Origin of the sequence: Ancylobacter oerskovii (assembly GCF_018390555.1) — a bacterium.
In the GTDB taxonomy this organism is placed as follows: domain Bacteria; phylum Pseudomonadota; class Alphaproteobacteria; order Rhizobiales; family Xanthobacteraceae; genus Ancylobacter; species Ancylobacter oerskovii.
On sequence record NZ_JAHBGB010000044.1, the window covers coordinates 445,510 to 467,944 of the forward strand.

Consider the following 22,435-nt stretch of genomic DNA (forward strand, 5'->3'; position numbering starts at 1 on the left):
GCCTGCCGGCGTCAATGCGGTGGTAAGGATCGGGCGCGTCATGTAGCAGCTTCGGGCGGCACATGCACGCCGGGAGGACCAGATGGAAACCGTGGCGGCGATCGGCCTGATGAGCGGCACCTCGCTCGACGGCGTCGACGTGGCGCTGATCGAGACCGATGGCGAGCGCGTGGCCGCTTTCGGGCCGCATGCCACCTATCCCTATGCGCCGGACGACCGGGCGCTGCTGGTGCGGGCCATCGAGGAGGCGGCGCCGCTCACCGACCGCACCGCCCGGCCGGGGGCGCTCGCCCAAGCCGAGGCGATGCTCACGGCGCGCCATGGCGAGGCGGTGGCGTGCTTCGTCGCGGCGCATCCGGCGGCGGCGCAGGCGCGGGTGGTCGGCTTCCACGGCCAGACGGTGCTGCACCGGCCGGAGATCGCGCTCACCGTGCAGATCGGCGATGGCGCGGGGTTGGCGCGGGCGCTGCGGGCGGCGGGGCTGGGGCCGGGCGCCACGCTCGTCTACGACCTGCGCGCCGCCGACGTCGCGGCGGGCGGGCAGGGGGCGCCGCTGGTGCCGGTCTATCACGCGGCGCTGGCGAAGGGGCTCGACCTGCCATTGCCGGTGCTGTTCCTCAATCTCGGCGGGGTCGCCAACGTCACCTATGTCGACGGCGGGGCGGATCCCGTCGCCTTCGACACCGGCCCGGCCAATGCGCTGATCGACGACTTCATGAAGGAGCGCACCGGCCGGCCGGTGGATGCCGAGGGCGCCTGCGCGGCGGCGGGGCGTATCGACGAGGCGGCGCTGGCGCGGCTGCTGGCGCATCCCTTCTTCGCGCAGCAGCCGCCGAAATCGCTCGACCGCAACGATTTCAAGGCGTTCGTGGCGGAGCATGCGGGCCTTGCGTCGAAAAGCATCGAGGATGGCGCGGCGACGCTCACCGCCCTCAGCGCCGCGACGGTGGCGGCGGCGCTGCCTTTGCTGCCGCAGCGCCCGCGCGCGGTGGTGGCGGCCGGCGGCGGGGCCCATAATCCGACGCTGCTCGCCATGCTCGCCGGCCGGCTCGGCGTGCCGGTGACGCCGGCGGAGGCGGTCGGCCTGTCATCCGACGCGATGGAGGCCCAGGCCTTCGCCTTCCTGGCGGTGCGCGCGCTGAAGGGGCTGCCGCTCAGCTTTCCGACCACCACCGGCGTGCCGACGCCGATGACCGGGGGCGTCTCGATACCGCTGCAATGACGGTCCGGCGCGAGGCGATAGGCGGCTGAAGCAAAGCTGAAGCGAACGTTCAAAAAAAATTAATGTTCCAGAGTTCGTGCGAAGTATTCCTTAAACGCAATGGTGCGATGCGCAAACGTATGATGCGCCGCACAACAGAATGCGTATCTTGAGGGCTCCCGGAAGTCCGGCTCGCCAGGCAGGCAGCTTCTGATCAACACGCCTGGACAGAACTTGGAGCAATCGAGATGCGCAGCTTCTCCCGTGACATTCTGCCCCTCGCCTTGGCGGGCGGGCTTCTCGCCGTCGCCTTCATCGCCCCCGGCTTCGCCGCCGAGAAGGGCAGCGTGCGGGCCGCGACGGCGCAGACCATCAATATCGGCTATGTGCACGGCGTCGCCTACTACACGCCGCAGCAGGACGGCTATCACGTCGTCGCCACGCTGAGCGTCGCCGGCGGTGCGCCGGTCCGCGTCGCCGCGACGCTGCAGCCGGAACAGGCCGTCAGCTTCTCGGTACCCGGTCCCGAGGGCGCGACCGCCAGCGTCGTCGAGATCGCCCGTCGCGGTGATGGCGTGACGGTGACCAACCCGGATCGCCTCGTGCTCAACTGAGCCGTCCGTCAGCCTCCACCGGACTGGAGGCCGCACCCTGGAAAAGAAAAAGCCCGGCTCATGCCGGGCTTTTTGCTGTCACGCGCCGGGCGGTGCCGCTCAGGCGGCGGTCTCGCTCTTGCGGGTGTCCGGCAGGCGCCGGTCGAGATAGCCGCCGATCAGCTCGGTCAGCTCTTCGGTGCGGTTGTCGAAGAAGTGGTTGGCGCCGGGCACGGTCTGCTGCTCGATGACGATGCCCTTCTGCGTCTTCAGCTTCTCCACCAGCGTGTTCACCGCCGAGAACGGCACCACCGCGTCCTTGTCGCCATGCACGAACAGGCCGGAGGAGGGGCAGGGGGCGAGGAAGGAGAAGTCGTAGAGATTGGCAGGGGCGGCCACCGAGATGAAGCCTTCCACCTCCGGGCGGCGCATCAGCAACTGCATGCCGATCCAGGCGCCGAAGGAGAAGCCGGCGATCCAGCAGGCGCGCGCATCCGGGTTGATCGACTGCGCCCAGTCGAGCGCGGCGGCGGCATCGGCGAGCTCGCCCTGGCCGTGGTCGAAGGCGCCCTGGCTGCGTCCGACACCCCGGAAGTTGAACCGCAGCGTCGAGAACCCGCGGTTCACGAACTGGTAGTAGAGGTTGTAGACGACCGGGTTGTTCATCGTGCCGCCGAACTGCGGGTGCGGGTGCAGGATGATGGCGATCGGCGCGTGGCGCTGCTTGGCCGGCTGGTACCGCCCTTCCAGACGCCCTTTCTCGCCGGTGAAGATGACCTCGGGCATGAAGCGTGTGATCCTAGATGCGGACGGCGTGGCCGTCCTGCGCAGAGAGGCAGCCCGGACGCGGGGCCGCCGTTTCAATTTTCCTGCGGGTGTACATAATACCGCGAGCGCCTTGACGACATAGGGTGTTATCCCTAAATTATTAGAATAATTCTAAATTACTACGTATGGTTGCAGGAGGTTGTCTCGCAACCGTCGTCGGCGCCGCCCGCGGATTGTGCGGAGCGGAAGCTATGAATGAGATGGGCTTGGTTTGCAAGCAAATCAACGGTGGCCGCAGCGAAAGCGGCCGGATCTTACTATATAGGCGGCAGGCACTGAATAACCGAACCGGACCGCGATGACCGAACGCATCTATCTCGACCACAATGCCACCGCCCCGGTGCGACCGGAGGCGGCGGAGGCGTTGGCCACGGCGTTGCTCGCCACCGGCAATGCCTCCGCCATCCATGGCGAGGGGCGGGGGACGCGGGCGCGCATCGAGGAGGCGCGGGGCGCCGTGGCGGCCCTGGTGGGTGGCGAGGCGCAGGGCGTGGTGTTCACCTCCGGCGGCACCGAGGCCGATGCGCTGGCGCTGACCCCGGATTATCAGCGCGCCGGCGAGCCGCTTGCCTGCGACGTCCTCCTGATCAGCGCGGTGGAGCATGCGGCGGTGCTGCGCGGCCATCGCTTCGCGGCCGACAAGGTGGAGATCCTGCCGGTGGACGCGCGCGGCCGGCTGCGCCTCGAGGCGCTCGACGAGGCGCTCGCCGCCCATGCGGAAGCCGGGCGCCGGGTGCTGCTGTCGCTGATGCTCGCCAATAACGAGACCGGGGTGATCCAGCCGGTGGCGGAGGCGGCGCGCCGTGTCCATGCCCAGGGCGGCCTCGTTCACAGCGACGCGGTGCAGGCGGCGGGGCGCATCCGCGTCGATCTCGCCGAGCTCGGCGTCGACGCCGTCTCGGTGTCCGCCCACAAGATCGGCGGCGCGCCGGGAGCGGGGGCGCTGGTGCTCGCCGACCCGGATCTGCGCCCCGCGCCGGTGTTCGCCGGCGGCGGGCAGGAGCGCGGCCGGCGTGCCGGCAGCGAGAACGCCCCGGCCATCGCGGCCTTCGGCGCCGCGGCCCACAGCGCCCGGCTGGCGCTCGAGAGTGAAATCATTCGTATTGGCGGCTTGCGCGAACGGCTTGAAGACGCTCTAAGGTGCGAGTTCCCGGAACTGGTGCTGCTGGTGGGCGATGTCGATCGCCTGCCCAACACCTCGTGCTTCGCCCTGCCGGGCGTGCCGGCCGAGACGGCGGTGATCGCGCTCGATCTCGCCGGTCTGTCGGCGAGCGCGGGAGCCGCCTGTTCGTCGGGCAAGATCGGGCCGTCGCATGTGCTCGCCGCCATGGGCGTGCCCGAGCGCATCGCCCGTTCGGCGTTCCGGCTGTCCTTCGGCTGGTCGAGCCGGGAAGAGGATGTCGACCGGGCGCTCGGCGTGTTCCGCCGGGTGGTTCCGGGTCTTTCGCGCCGCACAAGGGCGGCATGAGGCAGGGCCGCGGTTGTCGCCGCGGCCGGGAAGGTTTCGGCGGTGCCGCAGGGGGCCGCTCGAAATGACGAGACGTGACGTGTTGACCTGCACCCGCGGGCCTTGACCCCGCGTGGGAGAGGAGATGAGACGATGCCGGCCGTACAGGAGACAGTGGAGCAGGTCCGCTCCATCGACGTCGATCAGTACAAATACGGGTTCTTCACCGATATCGAATCGGAGAAGGCGCCGAAGGGACTGGACGAGGATACCGTCCGCTTCATCTCGGCCAAGAAGGGCGAGCCGGAATGGCTGCTGGAGTGGCGGCTCGATGCGTTCCGCCGCTGGCAGACCATGCAGGAGCCGAAATGGGCGCGGGTCGACTATCCGCCGATCCCCTATCAGGAGCTCTATTACTATTCCGCGCCGAAGCAGAAGGCGGCGAAGTCGATCGACGAGATCGACCCGGAGATCCTGGCGACTTACGAGAAGCTCGGCATCCCGCTGCGTGAGCGCGACGCGCTGCTCGGCATCGAGAGCACCGGCGGCGAGGGGAGCGGCAAGGCTCGGGTCGCGGTCGACGCGGTGTTCGACAGCGTCTCGGTGGCGACCACCTTCAAGGAAGAGCTCGCCAAGGCCGGCGTGATCTTCATGCCGATCTCCGAGGCGGTGCGCGAGCATCCCGAGCTGGTGCGGAAGTATCTCGGCTCGGTGGTGCCGGTGACCGACAACTTCTTCGCCACGCTCAATTCGGCGGTGTTCTCGGACGGCTCCTTCGTCTACGTGCCGAAGGGCGTGCGTTGCCCGATGGAGCTCTCGACCTATTTCCGCATCAACGAGCGCAACACCGGCCAGTTCGAGCGCACGCTGATCATCGCCGACGAGGGCTCCTATGTGAGCTACCTCGAAGGCTGCACCGCGCCGATGCGCGACGAGAACCAGCTGCACGCCGCCGTGGTCGAGCTGGTGGCGCTGGCCGATGCCGAGATCAAGTACTCCACCGTCCAGAACTGGTACCCGGGCGACAGCGAGGGCAAGGGCGGCATCTTCAACTTCGTCACCAAGCGGGGCGACTGCCGCGGCGACCGCTCCAAGATCTCCTGGACGCAGGTGGAGACCGGCTCGGCGATCACCTGGAAATATCCGAGCTGCATCCTGCGCGGCGACGAGAGCCAGGGCGAGTTCTACTCGATCGCCATCTCCAACGGCCGCCAGCAGGTCGATAGCGGCACCAAGATGATCCATCTCGGCAAGAACACGTCGAGCCGCATCATCTCCAAGGGCATCGCCGCCGGCCGCTCGGACAACACCTATCGCGGCCTCGTCTCGGCGCACCGCAAGGCGACGGGCGCGCGCAACTTCACGAACTGCGACTCGCTGCTGATCGGCGACCAGTGCGGCGCGCACACCGTGCCCTATATCGAGAGCAAGAACGCGACGGCGCATTTCGAGCACGAGGCGACCACCTCGAAGATCTCCGAGGACCAGCTGTTCTACTGCCAGCAGCGCGGCCTCGATCCCGAGGAGGCGACGGCGCTGATCGTCAACGGCTTCGTCAAGGACGTGCTGCAGCAGCTCCCCATGGAGTTCGCGGTCGAGGCGCAGAAACTGATCTCGGTGAGCCTCGAAGGCTCGGTGGGCTGAGCGCCCGGCAAGACGTGGATGCCCGGGCCGCGCCCGGGCATGACGCCCCTCGGTTATTCAGAACCCTTGCATTCGTCATGGCCGGACGTGGTCCCGCCATCCACGGATCGGGTTCCAGACAATGGAACGAATGAAATGGCCATGCTCGATATCGACAACCTCCACGCCAAGATCGAGGGCGAGGACGGCAAGGAAATCCTCAAGGGCCTGTCGCTGAAGGTGAATCCCGGCGAGGTCCACGCCATCATGGGCCCGAACGGTTCGGGCAAGTCGACGCTGTCCTACATCCTCGCCGGCAAGGAAGACTATGAAGTCACCGAGGGTTCGGTGACGCTCGACGGCGAGGACCTCCTGGAGATGGCAATCGACGAGCGCGCCGCCAAGGGCGTGTTCCTCGCCTTCCAGTACCCGATCGAGGTGCCCGGCGTCGCCACCATGACCTTCCTGCGCTCGGCCCTGAACGCCCAGCGCAAGAAGCGCGGCGAGGAGGAAATCTCCACCCCGGATTTCCTGCGCCTGGTGAAGGACAAGGCGGCCGGCCTCGGCATCAGCCAGGACATGCTGAAGCGCGGCGTCAATGTCGGCTTCTCCGGCGGCGAGAAGAAGCGCGCCGAGATCCTGCAGATGGCCGTGCTGGAGCCGAAGATCGCCATTCTCGACGAGACCGATTCCGGCCTCGACATCGACGCGCTGAAGATCGTCTCCGAGGGCGTCAACGCGCTGCGTTCGCCCGAGCGCGGCATGATCGTCATCACCCACTACCAGCGCCTCCTGAACCACATCGTGCCGGACTTCGTGCATGTCATGCACAAGGGCCGCATCGTGCGCTCGGGCGGCAAGGAGCTGGCGCTGGAACTCGAGGCCAATGGCTATGCCGAGTACCAGCAGGACGCGGCGTGAGGGGATCGAGATGAACGCCGAAATCCGTCCGATGCGCACCCCGGCCGAGCAGGGCCTGTCGGGTGAGCTCAAGAACCTGCCCTTGACCGGCGATGCGCGCGTGCGTGCGCTGCGCGAGGCCGCCGCGCAGGCCTTCAACGACAACGGGCTTCCCCACCGCCGGGTGGAGGAGTGGAAGTACACCGATCTGCGCACGCTGATGCGCGAGGCGCTGCCGATCTCCTCGCCGGCGCAGTCGGCGCAGGTGGAGGCGCATGCGCGGCTCTTGATCGACACCGGCGCGCGCCGCCTCGTCGTCGCCAATGGCGCGCTGGTGCCGGAGCTGTCCGACCTTGCCGATCTGGAGCCGGGGCTCAGCATCGCCCCGCTCGGCACGGCGCTGGCCGCCGGCGGCGATCTGGTCGCCCGCCTCGGCACGCTGGAGCCCGGCCGCTATGACGCGGCGCTGGCGCTGAACACCGCGCTCGCCGCCGACGGCGTGGTGATCGCGGTGGCCGCCGGCGCGGTGATCGAGCGGCCGGTGCATGTCGCGCATGTGTTCTCGGGCAAGGCGGCGGCGAGCTTCGCGCGCAACCTCGTGGTGCTCGGCGAAGGCGCCGGCCTCACCTATGCCGAGAGCTTCGAGGGACCGGAAGGCGTCGCCTATCAGGTGAACAGCGCCACCGAGTTCGTGGTTGCCGACGAGGCGAGCCTCGACGTGGTGCGCATGCAGGAGGACGGCGCTTCCGCGCTCCACCTGTCGACGCTGCTGTTCGAGGTCGGCAAGGGCGTGAAGCTGAACGCCTTCGGCTTCGCGTCCGGCGCCGCGGTGGCTCGCACCTCGCTCTATGCGCGGCTCGACGGCGCCGACAGCGCGGTGGCGTTCAACGGCGCGATCCTGCTGAAGGATCGCCAGCACGCGGATTCGACGCTGTTCGTCGATCATCGGACCACGGGCTGCGAGAGCCGCGAACTGTTCAAGCATGTGCTCGACGATTCGTCGCGCGGCGTGTTCCAGGGCAAGATCGTGGTGCGGCAGCCGGCCCAGAAGACCGACGGCCGCATGATGAGCCGTGCGCTGCTGCTCGGCGACGATGCCGAGATGGACAACAAGCCGGAGCTGGAGATCTTCGCCGACGATGTCGCCTGCGGCCATGGTGCCACCTGCGGCGCGATCGACGACGACCTCCTGTTCTACCTGCGCGCCCGCGGCATCCCGCTGAAGGAAGCGCAGAGCCTGCTGGTGCAGGCCTTCGTCGGCGAGGCCATCGAGACGGTTGCCAATGACGAGCTGCGCGACGCGCTGGTCGCGCGCGCCGAGGCGTGGCTAAAGGCGCGGGCCTGATCCCGCGCTGGCTGTGCGCTGCTCCGATTCGTCATGGCCGGGCAAAGCCGAGGTTCGCCTCGGCGTCTTGCAAGAGACGGCGCCTTCCGGCGCCTATGCCCGGCCATCCACGTCTTTCCTCCGCGCCGGAAGGCGTGGATGCCCGGGTCGGGCCCGGGCATGACGGCGTGTGGTATGAAAGCGCCGTAGAAACGGGTTAAGCCGATGACCACCCTCCACCCCGCCGTCGCCAACGGCACCTATGACGTCGAGCGCGTGCGGCAGGATTTCCCGATCCTGTCCAAGCAGGTCTATGGCAAGCCGCTGACCTATCTCGACAATGCGGCCTCGGCGCAGAAGCCGGTCCAGGTGCTGGACCGCATGCGCTACGCCTATGAGAACGAATATTCCAACGTCCATCGCGGCCTGCACTATCTCGCCAATGCGATGACCGAGGCCTATGAGCAGGCGCGCGAGCGCTGCCGCGCCTTCCTCAACGCGCCGACGCTGGAGGAGGTGATCTTCACCCGCTCCGTCACCGGTGCCATCAACCTCGTCGCTTCCTCGCTCGGTCAGTCGATCCGCGAAGGCGACGAGATCGTGCTCTCCATCATGGAGCACCACTCGAACATCGTGCCGTGGAACTATCTGCGTGAGCGCAAGGGCGCGGTGATCAAGTGGGTGCCGGTCACGGAAGACGGCGCCTTCGACCTCGAGGCGTTCAAGGGTCTCCTCACCGAGCGTACGAGGATCGTCGCCGTCACCCACATGTCGAACGTGCTGGGCACGGTGACGCCGATCAAGGAGATTGCCCGCCTCGCCCATGAGGCCGGCGCGGTGGTGGTGGTCGACGGCGCGCAGGCGGCGGTGCACATGCCGGTCGACGTGCAGGATCTCGACGTCGATTTCTACGGCGTCACCGGCCACAAGCTCTACGGGCCGACCGGCATCGGCGTGCTCTACGGCAAGCGGGCGCTGCTGGAAAAGCTGCCTCCCTATGAGGGTGGCGGCGAGATGATCCGCACCGTCACCGAGGCCGGCGTCACCTATGGCGAGCCGCCGCACCGCTTCGAGGCCGGCACCCCGCCCATCGTGCAGGCCATCGGCCTCGGCGAGGCGCTGGTCTACATGGAAAGCCTCGGCCGCGAGCGCATCGCCGCGCATGAGGCCTCGCTCGGCGCCTATGCCAAGCAGCGGCTGTCGGCGATCAACTCGGTGCAGATCTATGGCGACGCGCCGGGCAAGGGGGCGATCTTCGCCTTCGACGTGAAGGGCGCGCACCCGCACGACATCGCCACCATCATCGACCGCGCTGGCGTCGCCGTGCGCGCGGGCACCCATTGCGCAATGCCGCTTCTGGGGCGATATGGTGTGACGGCGACGTGCCGGGCGTCGTTCGCGCTCTATAACACCCATGAGGAAGTCGACCGTCTGGCCGACGCCCTCATCAAGGCTCAGGACCTGTTCGCATGAGCGACACTGCATCCACCGACGCGCCGAACATGCCGGCCATCGAATCGACGATCCCGCAGGAAGAGCTGGACCGGCTGACCGACGACATCGTCGCGGCGCTGAAGACGGTCTACGATCCCGAGATCCCGGTCGACATCTACGAGCTCGGCCTGATCTACAAGGTCGACATCACCGACGACCGCCAGGTGGCGGTGGAGATGACGCTGACCACCCCGAACTGCCCCTCCGCCGCCGAGCTTCCCGGCATGGTGGAAGGTGCGGTGGCGAGCGTCGGCGGCGTCTCCGGCGTCAATGTCAATCTCACCTTCGACCCGCCCTGGGACCAGGGCCGGATGTCGGAAGAGGCGCGGCTCGCCCTCAATCTGTGGTGAGCGCCGGACAGGAGTGACGCCATGCCGGCCGAGGCGGCCACGACCATCACGCCGCCGCCGCTCTCCGGGGTGCTGGAGACCGGCCTCTATGTCGACGACATCGGCCGGGCGCGCGCTTTCTACGAGGGTGTGCTCGGGCTGAAGCCGATGGTGGCGGATGATCGCTTCTGCGCCTATGAGGCCGGTCCGGCGAGCGTGCTGCTGCTGTTTCGCCGTGGCTATACGCGCGAGCCGGTCGAGGTGCCGGGCGGGGTGATCCCGCCGCATGACGGTCATGGCCCGCTGCATTTCGCGCTGGCGATCCCCGAGACGGCGCTGGCGGCCTGGATCGCGCATCTGGAGCGGGCGGGCGTGGCTCTGGAAGGCCGCGTCGACTGGAAGAAGGGCGGCGTCAGCCTCTATTTTCGCGACCCGGACGGGCATCTCGTCGAACTGGCAACGCCGGGCCTGTGGCCGAACTACTGAGGCGCGCGCCTCGGTCATGGCCGGCGTGCGGGTGGACGGGCTTGCCTGTCGGCGCCCGATATCCCATTTTCACTATGCCGATCCGCCGGCCTTGAACCGGCGTCGAGTTGGAGACGATGTCATGGCCGAAGTCCGTTCCCGCCCCCCCGTCATGCGGCTCACCGAAGCCGCCGCCGCCCGCGTGCGCGCGCTCATGGAGCGCAGCGACAAATCGGGCGCCGGTTTGCGCGTCGGCATCAAGAATGGCGGCTGCGCCGGCATGGAATACACCATGGAGTTCGCCGACGAGGCCGGCCGCTTCGACGAGGTGATCGAGGACAAGGGCGCGCGCGTGATCATCGATCCCAAGGCGATCCTGTACCTGCTCGGCACCGAGATGGACTACAAGGTCGACAAGATGTCGGCGCAGTTCGTGTTCAACAACCCGAACCAGACCTCGGCCTGCGGCTGCGGCGAATCCGTCGCCATCACCCCGGTCCGGCCGGAGGCCGCCGGCGCCGGCGCCTGAGGCGCGGCGGTGGACGCCGAGACGATCGAGGAACTGCTGGCCTCCTTCGGCCCGGTGCGCCTCAAGCGCATGTTCAGCGGCCTGGGCGTGTTCGCCGACGGGCTGATGATGGCCATCGTCATCGACGGCATTCTCTACTTCAAGGCGGATGAGGCCCTCGCCGCGCGCCTCGCGGCACGGGGATCCGCGCCCTTCGCCTATGATCGTCGCGGCCGGCGGGTGGAACTCGGCTACTGGTCGGCGCCGGAAGCGGCGCTGGACGATGCCGAGGACCTGGCCGGGATCGCGCGCGCCGCCCTCGCGGTGGCGCGCCGGGCGCCAGCGAAGCGCCCGCGGGCGGCACGCCGTTCCGCTCCGGCCGCGTGAACCAGCCGAGAATGAGCCTGCCCGGCGGTGAACCTTTGGCGCCGCCGCCCGTTACCCCTGTCGCAACAGTGGGGAGAACGGCATGGAGCTCGACCGCCTGGATCTTGAAAGCCTCGGCAACCTGTTCGTCCTTTACGGGCTGAATATCCTCTACGCCATCGGATTGATCGTCGTCGGCTGGTGGCTCGCGACCTTCGTGGAACGCATGGTGCTGCGCGCGCTCGGCGCCACCCGCCGGATCGACCTCACCGTCGCCGGCTTTCTCGGCAGTATCGCCCGCTACACCGTGCTGGTCTTCGTCGGGGTGGCGGTGCTGCAGCGCTTCGGCATCCAGACCACCAGCATCATCGCCGTGCTGGGCGCGACCTCGCTGGCCATCGGCCTTGCCCTGCAGGGCACGCTGTCGAACCTGGCGGCGGGGGTGATGCTGCTGTTGTTCCGTCCGTTCAAGCTCGGCGACAGCGTCGAGGTGGCGGGCGTCGCCGGCACGGTGAAGGGCCTGTCGCTGTTCACCACCGAACTGGCTTCCGGCACCAATGTTCAGGTGCTGATTCCCAACGCCAAGGTGTGGGGCTCGAACATCGTCAACAATTCGGTGTACGGCCAGCGCCAGCTCGCCCTCACGCTGGAGCTGCCGGGCACGGCCGATGCCGAGGCGACGATGGCGGAGGCGGTCGACTATCTGAAGAACGATGCGCGGGTGCTGGCCAGCCCCGGTCCCTCGGCGGCGGTGTCGAAGCTGCTGCTCGACCGGGTGGAGATCACCGTCTCGGCCTGGACCGCGAGCGGCGACGAGGGCTCCGTCAAGGCCGCGCTGACCAGGCATCTGCGCGGCAGGCAGATGGCGGCTGCGGCCGCCACCTGAAGCGCGGCGTCAGCTCGCCTTGATGCGCACCGGGCGCAGCAGGAAGGCCGGCAGGTGCGAGGTATCGGCCGGCTCGTCCTGATAGGACGGGCGGCGGTCCTCGCCGCGACGCACCGAGGTCGGAGTCACCGGGGCGCGGGCCGGGGCCTTGGGCTCGGGCGCGCGTTCGGCGGATTTCCGCGGTGCCGGACGGGCGGCGACCGGCGCGGGCGCCTCCTCGGCGGCTTCGGGAGCGGGAGCGGCACCGTCGCGGCGGCGGGCCGGGCGGGCGCCGCGACGCTCGCCGCGTTCCTCGCCACGGCGTTCGCCGTCACGGCCGCCACGTTCGCCGCGTCCCGAGGCCGAGCGCTTCTCGCGCGGCGGCGCCTCGCCGAGCTTCTCGCCCTGCCAGTCGATCGAGCGGCCGATCAGCTTCTCGATCGCGGCGAGCGACTTCTCGTCGGCATGGGTGACGATGGTGAAGGCGGCACCCGAGCGGCCGGCGCGGCCGGTGCGGCCGATGCGGTGGACGTAGTCTTCCGCGTGGTGGGGCGTGTCGTAGTTGAAGACATGGCTCACGGCGGGAATGTCGAGGCCGCGCGCGGCGACGTCGGAGGCGACCAGCAGGTTGGCCTCGCCGGTGCGGAACTGGTCGAGCGCCTGCATGCGCGAGCGCTGGTCCATGTCGCCATGCAGGCACACCGCCTTGTAGCCGTGCTTCTGCAGCGACTTGTGCACCACCGCGACGTCGCGCTTGCGGTTGCAGAAGATGATGCCGTTCTGCAGGTTCTCGGCGCCGTCGATGAGCCGGCGCAGCGTGTCGCGCTTCTCGTAGTCCTCCTTGCCGCTCGCCACCAGAAGCTGGGTGATGGTCGAGGCGGTGGAGGAGGGGCGGGACGCTTCCACCTGCACCGGATTGGAGAGGAACTGCGCGACCAGCCGCTGGATTTCCGGCGGCATGGTGGCGGAGAAGAACAGCGTCTGCCGGGTGAACGGCACCAGCTTGCAGACCCGCTCGATGTCCGGGATGAAGCCCATGTCCAGCATGCGGTCGGCTTCGTCGATGACGAGGATCTCGATGCCGGACAGCAGCAGCCGCCCGCGCTCGACGTGATCCAGCAGCCGTCCCGGCGTGGCGATCAGCACGTCGACGCCGCGCAGCAGCTTGGCGTCCTGGTCGCCGAAGGAGACGCCGCCGATCAGCAGCGCGACGTTCAGCTTGTGGTTCTTGCCGTAGCGCGTGAAGTTCTCTTCCACCTGCGCGGCGAGTTCGCGCGTCGGCTCGAGGATCAGCGTGCGCGGCATGCGGGCCCGGGCGCGGCCCTGCTCCAGCAGCGTCAGCATCGGCAGGGTGAAGGCGGCGGTCTTGCCGGTGCCGGTCTGGGCGAGGCCCAGCACATCGCGGCGGGCCAGTACATGGGGAATGGCCTGCGCCTGGATCGGCGTCGGCTCCGTGTAACCCGTATCGGCGACGGCCGAGAGCACCTTGTCGCTCAGGCCCAGTTCGTTGAAAGGCATCGAGGGTCAATTCTGCGGCAGCGCACCGCTCACCCTGGCTTCCCCCGAGCCGTAACCGGGGACGGGCTGCATCGTCATCGCGCGGAGCGCATCGGTCGGATTGGGTCAGACGATGCAGCGCAACATAGGCATAATGCTTCCGAAGTCAACGCTTTTCAGGTTCCTCAAGGGTTTGGCGCGACAAAACGTGCATTTGTGTGATAGGCGCGCTTCTATACGGGCCGCCGTTTCGCCGCCGGCCTGCCGGAGATGCCCGATGCCAACCCGCCGCAAAGCTCCGAATATCGCCCTTCCAGCCGCCTCCGGGCGCCGAGGCGGCGCCGGGCGGAGGGCGCCATGAGCCGCGCCTTCGTCAAGGAGGACGGCGGCGCCGAGGTGCTGCCCGACCGTCCCGTGAGCCCCAACCGCAACCTCGTCACCCGGCGGGGACTGGCGCTGATCGAGCGGGAGATCGCCCGCCATCGCGAGGCGCTGGCCACGGCGGCGTCGAGCGGCGACCGCGATGCCGCCGCGCAGGCCTCGCGCGAGTTGCGCTACTGGAGCGCAAGGCGGGCAAGCGCCGAGCCGGCGGAGCCGCCGGCGCAGGGCGAGGCGATCACCTTCGGCATGGCGGTGACGCTGGAGGACGAGGCCGGCACGCGCCGTCGCTTCCGCATCGTCGGCGAGGACGAGGCCGAGCCGCGGGAAGGGCGCATCGCCTGGGTGTCGCCGGTGGCGCGGGCGCTGATGGGAAAATGGATCGGCGACGAGATGGACCTGCCGGCGGGCACCATGGAGATCGTCGCCGTCGAGACGGCGCCGGAAAGCGACTAGAAGGCCACGCCCATGCTGATTCCCCCCGAGACGCTCCTCGTCTTCGCCCCGGCGGCGCTGATGCTGAACCTGACGCCGGGCAACGACATGCTGTTCTGCCTCGGGCAGGGCATGAAATCCGGGCCGGGCGCCGGGCTGGCGGCGAGCCTCGGCATCACGGTGGGCGGCTTCATCCATACGCTCGCCGCGGCGCTGGGGCTGGCGGCGCTGCTCGCCGCCCATCCCGCCGCCTTCGAGGCGATACGCTGGGGCGGCGTGGCCTATCTCGTCTACCTCGCCTTCAAGGCCTTCACCGCGACCGGCCCGCTGACCGGCGCCGAGAGTGCGCGGCGCGGCAGCGCGGGCGCCGCGTTCCGGCAGGCGGTGGTGGTGAACCTCACTAACCCGAAGATCGTGGTCTTCGTCCTGGCCTTCCTGCCGCAATTCGTCGATCCCGCGCGCGGCTCGCCCTTCGCGCAGTTCCTCATCCTCGGCGCCATCCTCAATCTGGGCGGCATGGTGGTGAACGGGATCGTCGGCGGTTTTGCCGGCGCGGTGGGCCGCTGGCTGTCCGGCCGTGCCGGCTTCGCACGCTGGTTCCAGCGTGCCACCGGCGTGGTGTTCCTCGGCCTCGCGGCGCGGCTCGCCTTCGAGCGCCGGTGAGCCTCCCGCGGCAGCTGGCCTCCCGCGGAATTGGTCTCCCGCGGCGGCTCTTGCCGAGCGGAGACGGGAGCGGAAGCGGCGGACATCGTCTCCCCCCGGTGGGCGGGCAACCGAAAGCCCGGATGTCCCCGGGGCGGCGCTGCGGGCCTCCTCCGTGAGGCGCCTCAGATGTCCAGCAGTTCCTCGCTGGCGAAGGCGGCCCGCTCGGAGATGAAGGCGAAGCGGCTCTCCGGCTTGTTGCCCATCAGCCGCTCGATGACGTCAGCTGTGTCGGCACGCTCGGCATCCTCGACGGTGACGCGCAGCAGCGTGCGAGTCTTGCGGCTCATGGTGGTTTCCTTGAGCTGTGCCGGCATCATCTCGCCGAGGCCCTTGAAGCGGCCGATCTCCACCTTGCCGCGGCCGGAAAACTCCTTCTTCAGCAGTTCGTCGCGATGCGCCTCGTCGCGGGCATAGAGCGTCTTGGCGCCCTGCGTGATGCGGTAGAGCGGCGGCACCGCGAGGAAGAGATGGCCGCCCTCGATCATCTTCGGCATCTGGCGGAAGAAGAAGGTGACCAGCAGCGAGGCGATGTGGGCGCCGTCGACATCGGCGTCGGTCATGATGATGACCCGCTCATAGCGCAGGTCTTCCTCGCGATAATGCGTACCGGTGCCGCACCCCAGCGCCTGGATCAGGTCGGCGAGTTGCTGGTTCTGCGCGAGCTTGTCGCGCCCGGCGCTGGCGACGTTGAGGATCTTGCCCCGCAAGGGAAGAACGGCCTGGGTCTGGCGCTCGCGCGCCTGCTTGGCCGAGCCGCCGGCCGAATCGCCCTCGACGATGAACAGTTCCGAGCCGGCCGCCGAATTGTTGGAGCAGTCGGCGAGCTTGCCGGGCAGGCGCAGCTTGCGCACCGCGCTCTTGCGGGAGACTTCCTTCTCCTGCCGGCGGCGCAGGCGCTCCTCGGCCCGCTCGATCACCCAGTCCAGCAGCCGGTTGGCCTGCACCGGGTTGCCGCCCAGCCAATGGTCGAAGGGATCGCGGATCGCCTGCTCGACGATGCGGGAGGCTTCGGCGGTGGCGAGCTTCTCCTTGGTCTGGCCCTGGAATTCCGGCTCGCGCACGAACACCGACAGCATCGCCGCGCAGCCGGACATGATGTCGTCGGAAGTCACCGAGCTCGCCCGCTTGGCGTTGCCGGTGCGCTCGGCATGGTCGCGCAGGCCCCTCAGCAAGGCGGAGCGGAACCCCGCCTCATGGGTGCCGCCCTCGGCGGTGGGGATGGTGTTGCAATAGGAGGAGACCGCGCCGTCGGCGTCGCCGAGCCAGGCCACCGCCCATTCCGCGGAGCCATGGCCGCCGGGCTTGGAGGTCTTGCCGGAGAAGATCTCCGGGTGCACCAGCGTGTGGCCGGCGATGTCGGCGGCGAGATAGTCCTTGAGGCCGCCCGGAAACCGGAAGGTGGCCTCCGGCGGGATGTCGGTCCCGGCGACGAGCGCGGCGTCGCAGTTCCAGCGGATCTCGACGCCGCCGAACAGATAGGCCTTGGAGCGGGCCATCTTGAAGACCCGGGCCGGCTTGAAGCGCGCATCGGCGCCGAAGATCGTCGGGTCGGGATGGAAGCGCACCCGGGTGCCGCGCCGGTTCTGCACCCGGCCGATCTCGACGAGCGGGCCCTGCGGCACGCCGCGCGAATAGGTCTGGCGGTAGAGCACCTGCCCGCGCGCCACCTCCACCTCGAGCAGGTCGGACAGCGCGTTCACCACCGAGACACCGACGCCGTGCAGGCCGCCGGAGGTCTCGTAGACCTTGCTGTCGAACTTGCCGCCGGCGTGCAGCGTGGTGAGGATCACCTCCAGCGCCGACTTGCCGGGAAATTTCGGGTGGTTCTCGATCGGGATGCCGCGGCCATTGTCGGTGACGGTCAGGAAGCCGTCGGCGGTGAGCTCGACATCGATGAAGCTGGCATGGCCGGCCACCGCCTCGTCCATCGAATTGTCGATCACCTCGGCGAAGAGGTGGTGCAGCGCCTTCTCGTCGGTGCCGCCAATATACATGCCCGGCCGGCGCCGTACCGGCTCCAGCCCTTCCAGCACCTCGATATGGGCGGCGGTATAGGCATTCTCCGCACCGGCCGGCTGGACGGCCGCGGCCGCGGCCCGCGGCGGCTTCGCGGCGGCAGGGCGCGGCGCCTGGGGCGGAAGGTCAAACAGGTTGGGGTCCGACATGGGGCGGGCAGGACTTTCGCTGGCGGCTATCGATCGATGATTCCATTACACCATAATATGCCAGTGTGAGTCACAGGCGTGAACGTTCCGTGAACGAAACGTCGGGCGAGGCGTCGGCCGCGCGGCGTCGCGCACGGTCACTTGCCGAGCCGGCGGCGGTTTGCCCGCACCTTGCGGCGGTAGAACCTCACGATTTCCGGCCCCACCTTGTCGAGCGTGCCCGAGGCCGCCGCGCTGGCGAGGCGGGCGTTCACCTCGCCGAGCGCCAGCGTCTTTTCGGTCACCATGCGGGCGGCCTCGATGGCGGCGGCGACGTCGCCGCGCGCCAGCCGCCGCATGCGCTCGGCGATCACCACCTGCGCGTCGAGGCCGAGGCGGGTCATGTCGAGACCCAGCGAGATGAAGGCGAGGGGATGCATCATGGGCGGCTTCCTTCGGGCCCGTTCCGGGCGGCGGGACGGCAAGAGCGATGCCCGTCCCTTCGTTCCCGGCTTTTTGCGCGCAGCAGCCCTGCGCAAATGCGGCAGCTTCCGGGCTGCCCTTCGGGTGCGCGCGTCTTCCGTTCGTCGTGCAACCGGTGTAGACGCGCGAACTCGGCCCATGCTGGCCGACATGTGCTTACCAAATGCTTGCACCCTCTTCCGGGAGACGGACGATGACGGAGACAAAGGCGCGGATCGCGATCCTCGGGGCCTCGGGCTACACCGGCTCGGAGCTGGTGCGACTGCTGGCCCGCCATCCGCGCGTCGAGATCGTCGCCCTCACCGCCGACCGCAAGGCCGGCCAGTCCATGGCCGACGTGTTCCCGCAGTTCGGCAAGCTCGCTCTGCCCAAGCTCGTCACCATCGACGAGGTGGCGTGGGGCCATGTCGACCTCGCCTTCTGCGCCCTGCCGCACGGCACCACGCAGCAGGTGATCAAGCGGGTGTTCGAGACGGCGCCGCACATCAAGATGGTCGACCTGTCGGCGGATTTCCGGCTGCGCGATCCCGGCGCCTATGAGCAGTGGTACGGCCACGCGCACCAGGCGCTGGAGCTGCAGCAGGAGGCGGTCTACGGCCTCGTCGAGCTCTATCGCGACGACATCCGCAAGGCGCGGCTGATCGCCAATCCCGGCTGCTACACCACCACCGCCATCCTGCCGGTGGTGCCGCTGATCGAGGCCGGCGCCATCGAGCCGGAAGGGCTGGTCGTCGATGCCAAGAGCGGCGTCACCGGCGCCGGCCGTTCCGCCAAGGAATCGCTGCTCTTCACTGAGGTGACCGACGGCATGCACGCCTATGGCGTCGGCCATCACCGCCACATGGCCGAGCTCGACCAGGAATATTCCAAGGCCGCCGGCCGAGCGATCGTGCCGAGCTTCACCCCGCATCTCATCCCGATGAGCCGCGGCATCTATGCCACCATCTACGCGAAGACCGGTGACGGCGTCGCCGCCGCGGACGTCCATCGCGTGCTGGCGGAGTTCTACGCCTCCGAGCCCTTCGTGCAGGTGCTGCCGCTCGGCCAGGTGCCGCAGACCCGCTTCGTGAAGGGCTCGAATATGATAGTCATGGGGGTCGTCGCCGACCGCCAGCCGGGCCGTGTCATTCTGATCTCCACCACCGACAACCTCGTCAAGGGCGCGTCCGGTCAGGCGGTGCAGAACATGAACCTGGTGCTCGGCTATCCCGAGACGCTGGGGCTGGAGCAGCTGGCGCTGTTCCCCTGAGCCGCGGCGGAGGGCGGCGGCGCGCTCGAGGTGCGCCGTCATGTCCCGCTTGTGGGCCTGGCATATTGTATATGCTCCTCGCGCTACCCGTAGTGTGAGGAGACCGCCATGAGCTTTTCGCCCGTCCTGTCGCGTCGGAACCTGTTCGGCACCCTGGCCTGCGGCTGCGCCGCCGCGGCGGTGGGTTTCGGCTCCTCGCCCGTCCTTGCAGCCTCCGGGGTCGCCAGGACGGAACTGTCCGCCGATGCGGCGCTGGCGAAGCTGAAGGAGGGCAATGCCGCCTTCGTCGCGGGCGGCGCCTGCACCCCGGCGGGCGGCACGGCGCACATCTCGCCGCTCGCCGTCGGGCAGGCACCCTTCGCGGTCGTCATCGGCTGTTCGGATTCGCGCACGCCGCCGGAGCTCGTGTTCAATACCGGCCTCGGCGAGCTGTTCATCATCCGCGTCGCCGGCAACACGGTGGATGCCTCCGCCATCGGCTCCATCGAATATGGCGTCTCGGTGCTCGGCGCGCCGCTGGTGCTGGTGATGGGGCACAGCCAGTGCGGCGCCGTGCAGGCGGCGATCCAGATGGCGACCGAAGGCACCCATTTCCCCGGCTCGATCGACGATCTGGTGCAGCCGATCCTTCCCGCCGTGCTGCGGTCCCGCCATGACGGGCATTATCTGGTCGCGGATGCCGTCAGGGCCAATGTGGAGGACGTGACGGCGCGTATCGCCGCCGCCAGCCCGGTGGTGGCGCAGGCGGTCGCCGCGAAGAAGGTCCGCGTCGTCGGCAGCGTCTACGATCTCGCCAGCGGCAAGGTCGATTTCCTCGCCTGAGGGCGCGGCTCAGGGCGCGCGTACGGCATAGGCCGGCTTCAGGGCGGTGCCGTTCCAGCGCCAGCTGCCCCAGCAGGCGGCGCCGGGAGCGGCGTCGCGGCACTGGCTGCGGTCGACCCAGAGATCGAGGCTGGCCTGTTCGGTGCCCTGCACCAGCGTCGGGCGGCTGCCGCGCAGCCTGAGCGGCGCATAGCCGGCGCTTGACAGGTTCACCGCGACGTCGCAGCCGTCATTGGCGCAGAAGGCGGTGGCGGCGCCGTCGCAGCGCAGGTTCTGCGCGTCGAGCACATAGTCCGGCCGGCCGTCGCGGTCGAGATCGGCGCTCATGGCCTGCGGCAGGGCATTGCCCTGCAACTCGCCGCCGAGGTCCCGGCACTGGGCGAAAAAGGCGCCGACCGTGTCCATCACCGGTTGCGGCATCGGCGGCGTGCCGGCGGGGGCCGGATCGGCATTGGCCTGCCGGGTTAGGTTGGTGATGGCGGCGGCGATCTGCTGCTTCAGCGCGGCGTTGCGCTGGCGGTAGAGCGGGGCGAGGCAGGCGGCGTCGGCGCCGCAGGCCGCCCGCGCCGCCAGGAAGGCGCGGGCATCGTCGCGCCGGGCGCCGCTCGCGCCCATCAGCAGCTGAAAGCGGCTGTAGCTGAACCACAGCGCGCCCATCTCGCTGTCGAGCGTTGAGAGGGTGGGGTCGGCGCAGACCGCGCGCTCGTCCGGTGTCCGCGCCTTGCCGCAGTCGAAGCTCGCGGCACCGGCGGATGCGGGCCACAACCCCGCCAGCAGCAGGACCGTCGCGCCGGCCAGGCGGACGCGGCCCGCTCGCCTCAAGACTTCACCTTCACATAGCTGCCCGGCGCGTCCTCGATCGGATCGAGGACGCCGCCGCCCGGTTCGCGTGCCGGCGCCCGCTCGCTGTCCTGCGCTTCCAGCCAGGCGAGCCAGTCCGGCCACCAGGAGCCGGGATGCATGTCGGCGGCGGCGATCCATTCCTCGAGGCTGCCGGCGGGGGCGTCGCCGGTCCAGTACTGGTACTTGGCGCGTGCCGGCGGGTTGATCACCCCGGCGATGTGGCCGGAGCCGGCCAGCACGAAGCGGACCGGCGCGCCGAACAGCTGGAGGCCGTTGAACACCGACACCGCCGGGGCGATATGGTCCTCGCGCGTCGCCAGGCTGTAGGTCGGGACCGTCACCTTGCCGAGGTCCAGCCTGTGCCCGGCCAGCGAGAGCGCGCCCCGGGCGAACTTGTTGTCGAGGTAGCAATTGCGCAGATAGAAGGAATGGTTCGCCCGCGGCAGCCGCGTGGAATCCGAGTTCCAGTACAATATGTCGAAGGGGAACGGCGCCTGCCCCTTCAGGTAGTTGTTCACCACATAGGGCCAGATCAGGTCGTTGGCGCGCAGCATGTTGAAGGCGTTGGCCATCACCCGGCCGTCCATGATGCCGGATTCCAGCATGCGCCGCTCCAGCACCGACACCTGCTCCTCGTCGATGAACACCTTCAGGTCGCCGGCCTGGGCGAAGTCGACCTGGGTGGTGAAATAGGTGGCCGAGCGGATGCCGACATCCCGGCCGGCGGCGGCCAGCCAGGCCAGCGTCATGGCGAGCATGGTGCCGCCGACGCAATAGCCGACCGCATGCACCTGCTCGACATTGGCGGCCTGCTTGGCGACCTCGATCGCCGAGAGCACGCCGGAATGCATGTAGTCCTCGAAGCCCTTGTCGGCGAGCGCCGGGGAGGGGTTCACCCAGGAGACGATGAACACCGTCAGTCCCTGCTCCACCGCCCAGCGGACGAAGGATTTCTCGGGATTGAGGTCGAGCACGTAGAACTTGTTGATCCAGGGCGGCACGATCACCACCGGCGTCTTCAGCACGGTCTCGGTGGCGGGGCTGTACTGGATGAGCTGCATCAACTCGTTCTGGAAGACCACCTTGCCGGGCGTGACCGCAAGGTTGCCGCCAACCTTGAACTTCGAATTGTCGGTCTGGCGGATCTTCAATTCGCCGTCGCCGGCCTCGATGTCCTCGGCCAGCATCTTCATGCCGCGCACCAGATTCTCGCCATTCGAGGCGAAGGTGGCGCGCAGCAGTTCGGGATTGGTGAAGACGAAGTTGGACGGCGACACCGCGCTGGCGATCTGCCGCACGTAGAACTCCGCCTTGTGCTTGGTGTGCTTGTCGATCTCGGCGTCCTCGACCAGCTTTTCCGCCCAGCTGGCGGTGAGCAGATAGGTCTGCTTCAGCGCGTCGAAGAACGGGTTGCTGCTCCATTCCGGGTCGACGAAACGGCCGTCGCGCGCCGGCGGCTGGGCGACGGGCTCCACTTTCTCGCCGGCCAGCCGCTTCAGCGTCGAGGACCACAGCGAGAGATAGCCGCCGATCAGCCGCGACTGCACGTCGACGGTGCGCTTGGGGTCGGTCAGCCAGTATTCGGCGACATGGCCGAGCGTCTTCATGACGTCGGCGACCTCCTCGGCGATGTCGTCCTTTACCCGGCCTTCCTCGCGCGGGCGCAGATAGGCGGCCATCGCCTTGCCGCCTTCCTCGACCAGCCGGGCGAGATTGCCGGCGAAGGCCTCGAAGTCGACCGGGCGCGGCGCGGACGCCTCGGGGGGCTCCTTCGCCGGCGGGGCGACGACCGGGGCGGGAGAGGGCGCGACGGCGTGTTGCGTCGCGGCCGGCGCTTCGACGGCGGCGCTCCTCGGCGGGCGGGCGAGGCGCGCCGGGCTGGAGGCCGGCCTCGTCTGCGAGACCCGACGCGGCCGGGGCAGGGCGGCGGGAGCGG

The 22,435-nt window shown here is 69.0% G+C and carries 22 protein-coding genes; 16 read left to right on the forward strand and 6 right to left on the reverse strand.

The window, feature by feature from the left end; genetic code table 11:
* The first annotated feature begins 82 nt into the window (after window positions 1-82).
* Window positions 83-1,222, forward strand: a complete 1,140-nt coding sequence (locus tag KHC19_RS23060; RefSeq protein WP_213355817.1) for an anhydro-N-acetylmuramic acid kinase — start codon at window positions 83-85, stop codon at window positions 1,220-1,222.
* Window positions 1,223-1,449: 227 nt separating this feature from the next.
* Entirely contained in the window at window positions 1,450-1,815 is a 366-nt protein-coding gene (locus tag KHC19_RS23065; protein ID WP_213355819.1) for a hypothetical protein, read from the forward strand.
* Window positions 1,816-1,914: 99 nt separating this feature from the next.
* On the opposite strand, the gene KHC19_RS23070 is transcribed toward KHC19_RS23065, so the two are convergent.
* The gene (locus KHC19_RS23070; protein ID WP_213355821.1) at window positions 1,915-2,580 is read right to left on the reverse strand and encodes an alpha/beta hydrolase; all 666 of its coding nucleotides are present in this window, start codon (window positions 2,578-2,580) and stop codon (window positions 1,915-1,917) included.
* A 340-nt stretch (window positions 2,581-2,920) separates the two neighbouring features.
* On the opposite strand from KHC19_RS23070, the gene KHC19_RS23075 reads away from it, so the two are divergent.
* The 10 genes from KHC19_RS23075 to KHC19_RS23120 all read left to right on the forward strand — a co-directional run bounded on the left by KHC19_RS23075 (window position 2,921) and on the right by KHC19_RS23120 (window position 11,964).
* The gene (locus KHC19_RS23075) at window positions 2,921-4,090 is read left to right on the forward strand and encodes a cysteine desulfurase family protein (protein ID WP_213355822.1); all 1,170 of its coding nucleotides are present in this window, start codon (window positions 2,921-2,923) and stop codon (window positions 4,088-4,090) included.
* Window positions 4,091-4,222: 132 nt separating this feature from the next.
* Window positions 4,223-5,713: a Fe-S cluster assembly protein SufB gene (gene sufB, locus KHC19_RS23080; RefSeq protein WP_213355823.1), complete on the forward strand. Its 1,491-nt coding sequence runs from the start codon at window positions 4,223-4,225 to the stop codon at window positions 5,711-5,713.
* A gap of 141 nt (window positions 5,714-5,854) precedes the next feature.
* Window positions 5,855-6,613: a Fe-S cluster assembly ATPase SufC gene (gene sufC / locus KHC19_RS23085; protein ID WP_213355824.1), complete on the forward strand. Its 759-nt coding sequence runs from the start codon at window positions 5,855-5,857 to the stop codon at window positions 6,611-6,613.
* Window positions 6,614-6,623: 10 nt separating this feature from the next.
* Window positions 6,624-7,937: a Fe-S cluster assembly protein SufD gene (gene sufD, locus KHC19_RS23090; protein ID WP_213355825.1), complete on the forward strand. Its 1,314-nt coding sequence runs from the start codon at window positions 6,624-6,626 to the stop codon at window positions 7,935-7,937.
* A 204-nt stretch (window positions 7,938-8,141) separates the two neighbouring features.
* Window positions 8,142-9,389, forward strand: a complete 1,248-nt coding sequence (locus tag KHC19_RS23095; RefSeq protein ID WP_213355826.1) for a cysteine desulfurase — start codon at window positions 8,142-8,144, stop codon at window positions 9,387-9,389.
* Window positions 9,386-9,760 carry an SUF system Fe-S cluster assembly protein gene (locus tag KHC19_RS23100; protein ID WP_213355827.1) on the forward strand — a complete coding sequence of 125 codons (375 nt, stop codon included), beginning with the start codon at window positions 9,386-9,388 and terminating at the stop codon, window positions 9,758-9,760. The genes KHC19_RS23095 and KHC19_RS23100 overlap by 4 nt, the downstream gene beginning before the upstream one ends.
* Before the next feature lie 21 nt (window positions 9,761-9,781).
* The gene (locus KHC19_RS23105; protein ID WP_213355829.1) at window positions 9,782-10,225 is read left to right on the forward strand and encodes a VOC family protein; all 444 of its coding nucleotides are present in this window, start codon (window positions 9,782-9,784) and stop codon (window positions 10,223-10,225) included.
* Window positions 10,226-10,346: 121 nt separating this feature from the next.
* On the forward strand, window positions 10,347-10,733 hold the full coding sequence (locus KHC19_RS23110; RefSeq protein ID WP_246549411.1) for a HesB/IscA family protein: 387 nt from the start codon (window positions 10,347-10,349) through the stop codon (window positions 10,731-10,733).
* Window positions 10,734-10,742: 9 nt separating this feature from the next.
* Complete coding sequence (locus tag KHC19_RS23115; RefSeq protein WP_213355831.1) at window positions 10,743-11,099, forward strand: TfoX/Sxy family protein; 357 nt, start codon at window positions 10,743-10,745, stop codon at window positions 11,097-11,099.
* 82 nt (window positions 11,100-11,181) lie between these two features.
* Window positions 11,182-11,964, forward strand: coding sequence for a mechanosensitive ion channel family protein (locus tag KHC19_RS23120; RefSeq protein WP_246549413.1), 783 nt, complete (start codon window positions 11,182-11,184; stop codon window positions 11,962-11,964).
* Window positions 11,965-11,973: 9 nt separating this feature from the next.
* Here the strand turns inward: KHC19_RS23120 and KHC19_RS23125 are convergent, their stop codons facing one another.
* The gene (locus KHC19_RS23125; protein WP_213355834.1) at window positions 11,974-13,461 is read right to left on the reverse strand and encodes a DEAD/DEAH box helicase; all 1,488 of its coding nucleotides are present in this window, start codon (window positions 13,459-13,461) and stop codon (window positions 11,974-11,976) included.
* 336 nt (window positions 13,462-13,797) lie between these two features.
* Here KHC19_RS23125 and KHC19_RS23130 point away from each other — a divergent pair, with 336 nt between their 5' ends.
* Both KHC19_RS23130 and KHC19_RS23135 read left to right on the forward strand, forming a co-directional pair.
* The gene (locus KHC19_RS23130) at window positions 13,798-14,274 is read left to right on the forward strand and encodes a GreA/GreB family elongation factor (protein ID WP_213355836.1); all 477 of its coding nucleotides are present in this window, start codon (window positions 13,798-13,800) and stop codon (window positions 14,272-14,274) included.
* A 12-nt stretch (window positions 14,275-14,286) separates the two neighbouring features.
* Window positions 14,287-14,916: a LysE family translocator gene (locus KHC19_RS23135; protein WP_213355837.1), complete on the forward strand. Its 630-nt coding sequence runs from the start codon at window positions 14,287-14,289 to the stop codon at window positions 14,914-14,916.
* A 164-nt stretch (window positions 14,917-15,080) separates the two neighbouring features.
* Here KHC19_RS23135 and parE read toward each other — a convergent pair whose 3' ends face one another.
* Both parE and KHC19_RS23145 read right to left on the reverse strand, forming a co-directional pair.
* On the reverse strand, window positions 15,081-17,123 hold the full coding sequence (gene parE, locus KHC19_RS23140) for a DNA topoisomerase IV subunit B (RefSeq protein ID WP_213355839.1): 2,043 nt from the start codon (window positions 17,121-17,123) through the stop codon (window positions 15,081-15,083).
* Between the two features lie 137 nt (window positions 17,124-17,260).
* Entirely contained in the window at window positions 17,261-17,545 is a 285-nt protein-coding gene (locus KHC19_RS23145) for a hypothetical protein (protein ID WP_378296957.1), read from the reverse strand.
* A gap of 233 nt (window positions 17,546-17,778) precedes the next feature.
* Here KHC19_RS23145 and argC point away from each other — a divergent pair, with 233 nt between their 5' ends.
* Together argC and KHC19_RS23155 are read left to right on the forward strand one after the other, a co-directional pair.
* Window positions 17,779-18,834 (forward strand): N-acetyl-gamma-glutamyl-phosphate reductase, encoded by a 1,056-nt coding sequence (gene argC / locus KHC19_RS23150; protein ID WP_213355840.1) that lies wholly within the window; start codon window positions 17,779-17,781, stop codon window positions 18,832-18,834.
* A gap of 108 nt (window positions 18,835-18,942) precedes the next feature.
* Window positions 18,943-19,656: a carbonic anhydrase gene (locus KHC19_RS23155; RefSeq protein WP_213355841.1), complete on the forward strand. Its 714-nt coding sequence runs from the start codon at window positions 18,943-18,945 to the stop codon at window positions 19,654-19,656.
* Between the two features lie 9 nt (window positions 19,657-19,665).
* Here KHC19_RS23155 and KHC19_RS23160 read toward each other — a convergent pair whose 3' ends face one another.
* Complete coding sequence (locus tag KHC19_RS23160; RefSeq protein WP_213355842.1) at window positions 19,666-20,478, reverse strand: lysozyme inhibitor LprI family protein; 813 nt, start codon at window positions 20,476-20,478, stop codon at window positions 19,666-19,668.
* Entirely contained in the window at window positions 20,475-22,202 is a 1,728-nt protein-coding gene (gene phaC / locus KHC19_RS23165) for a class I poly(R)-hydroxyalkanoic acid synthase (protein WP_378297132.1), read from the reverse strand. Before phaC ends, KHC19_RS23160 begins: the two co-directional genes overlap by 4 nt.
* Window positions 22,203-22,435 lie beyond the last annotated feature (233 nt).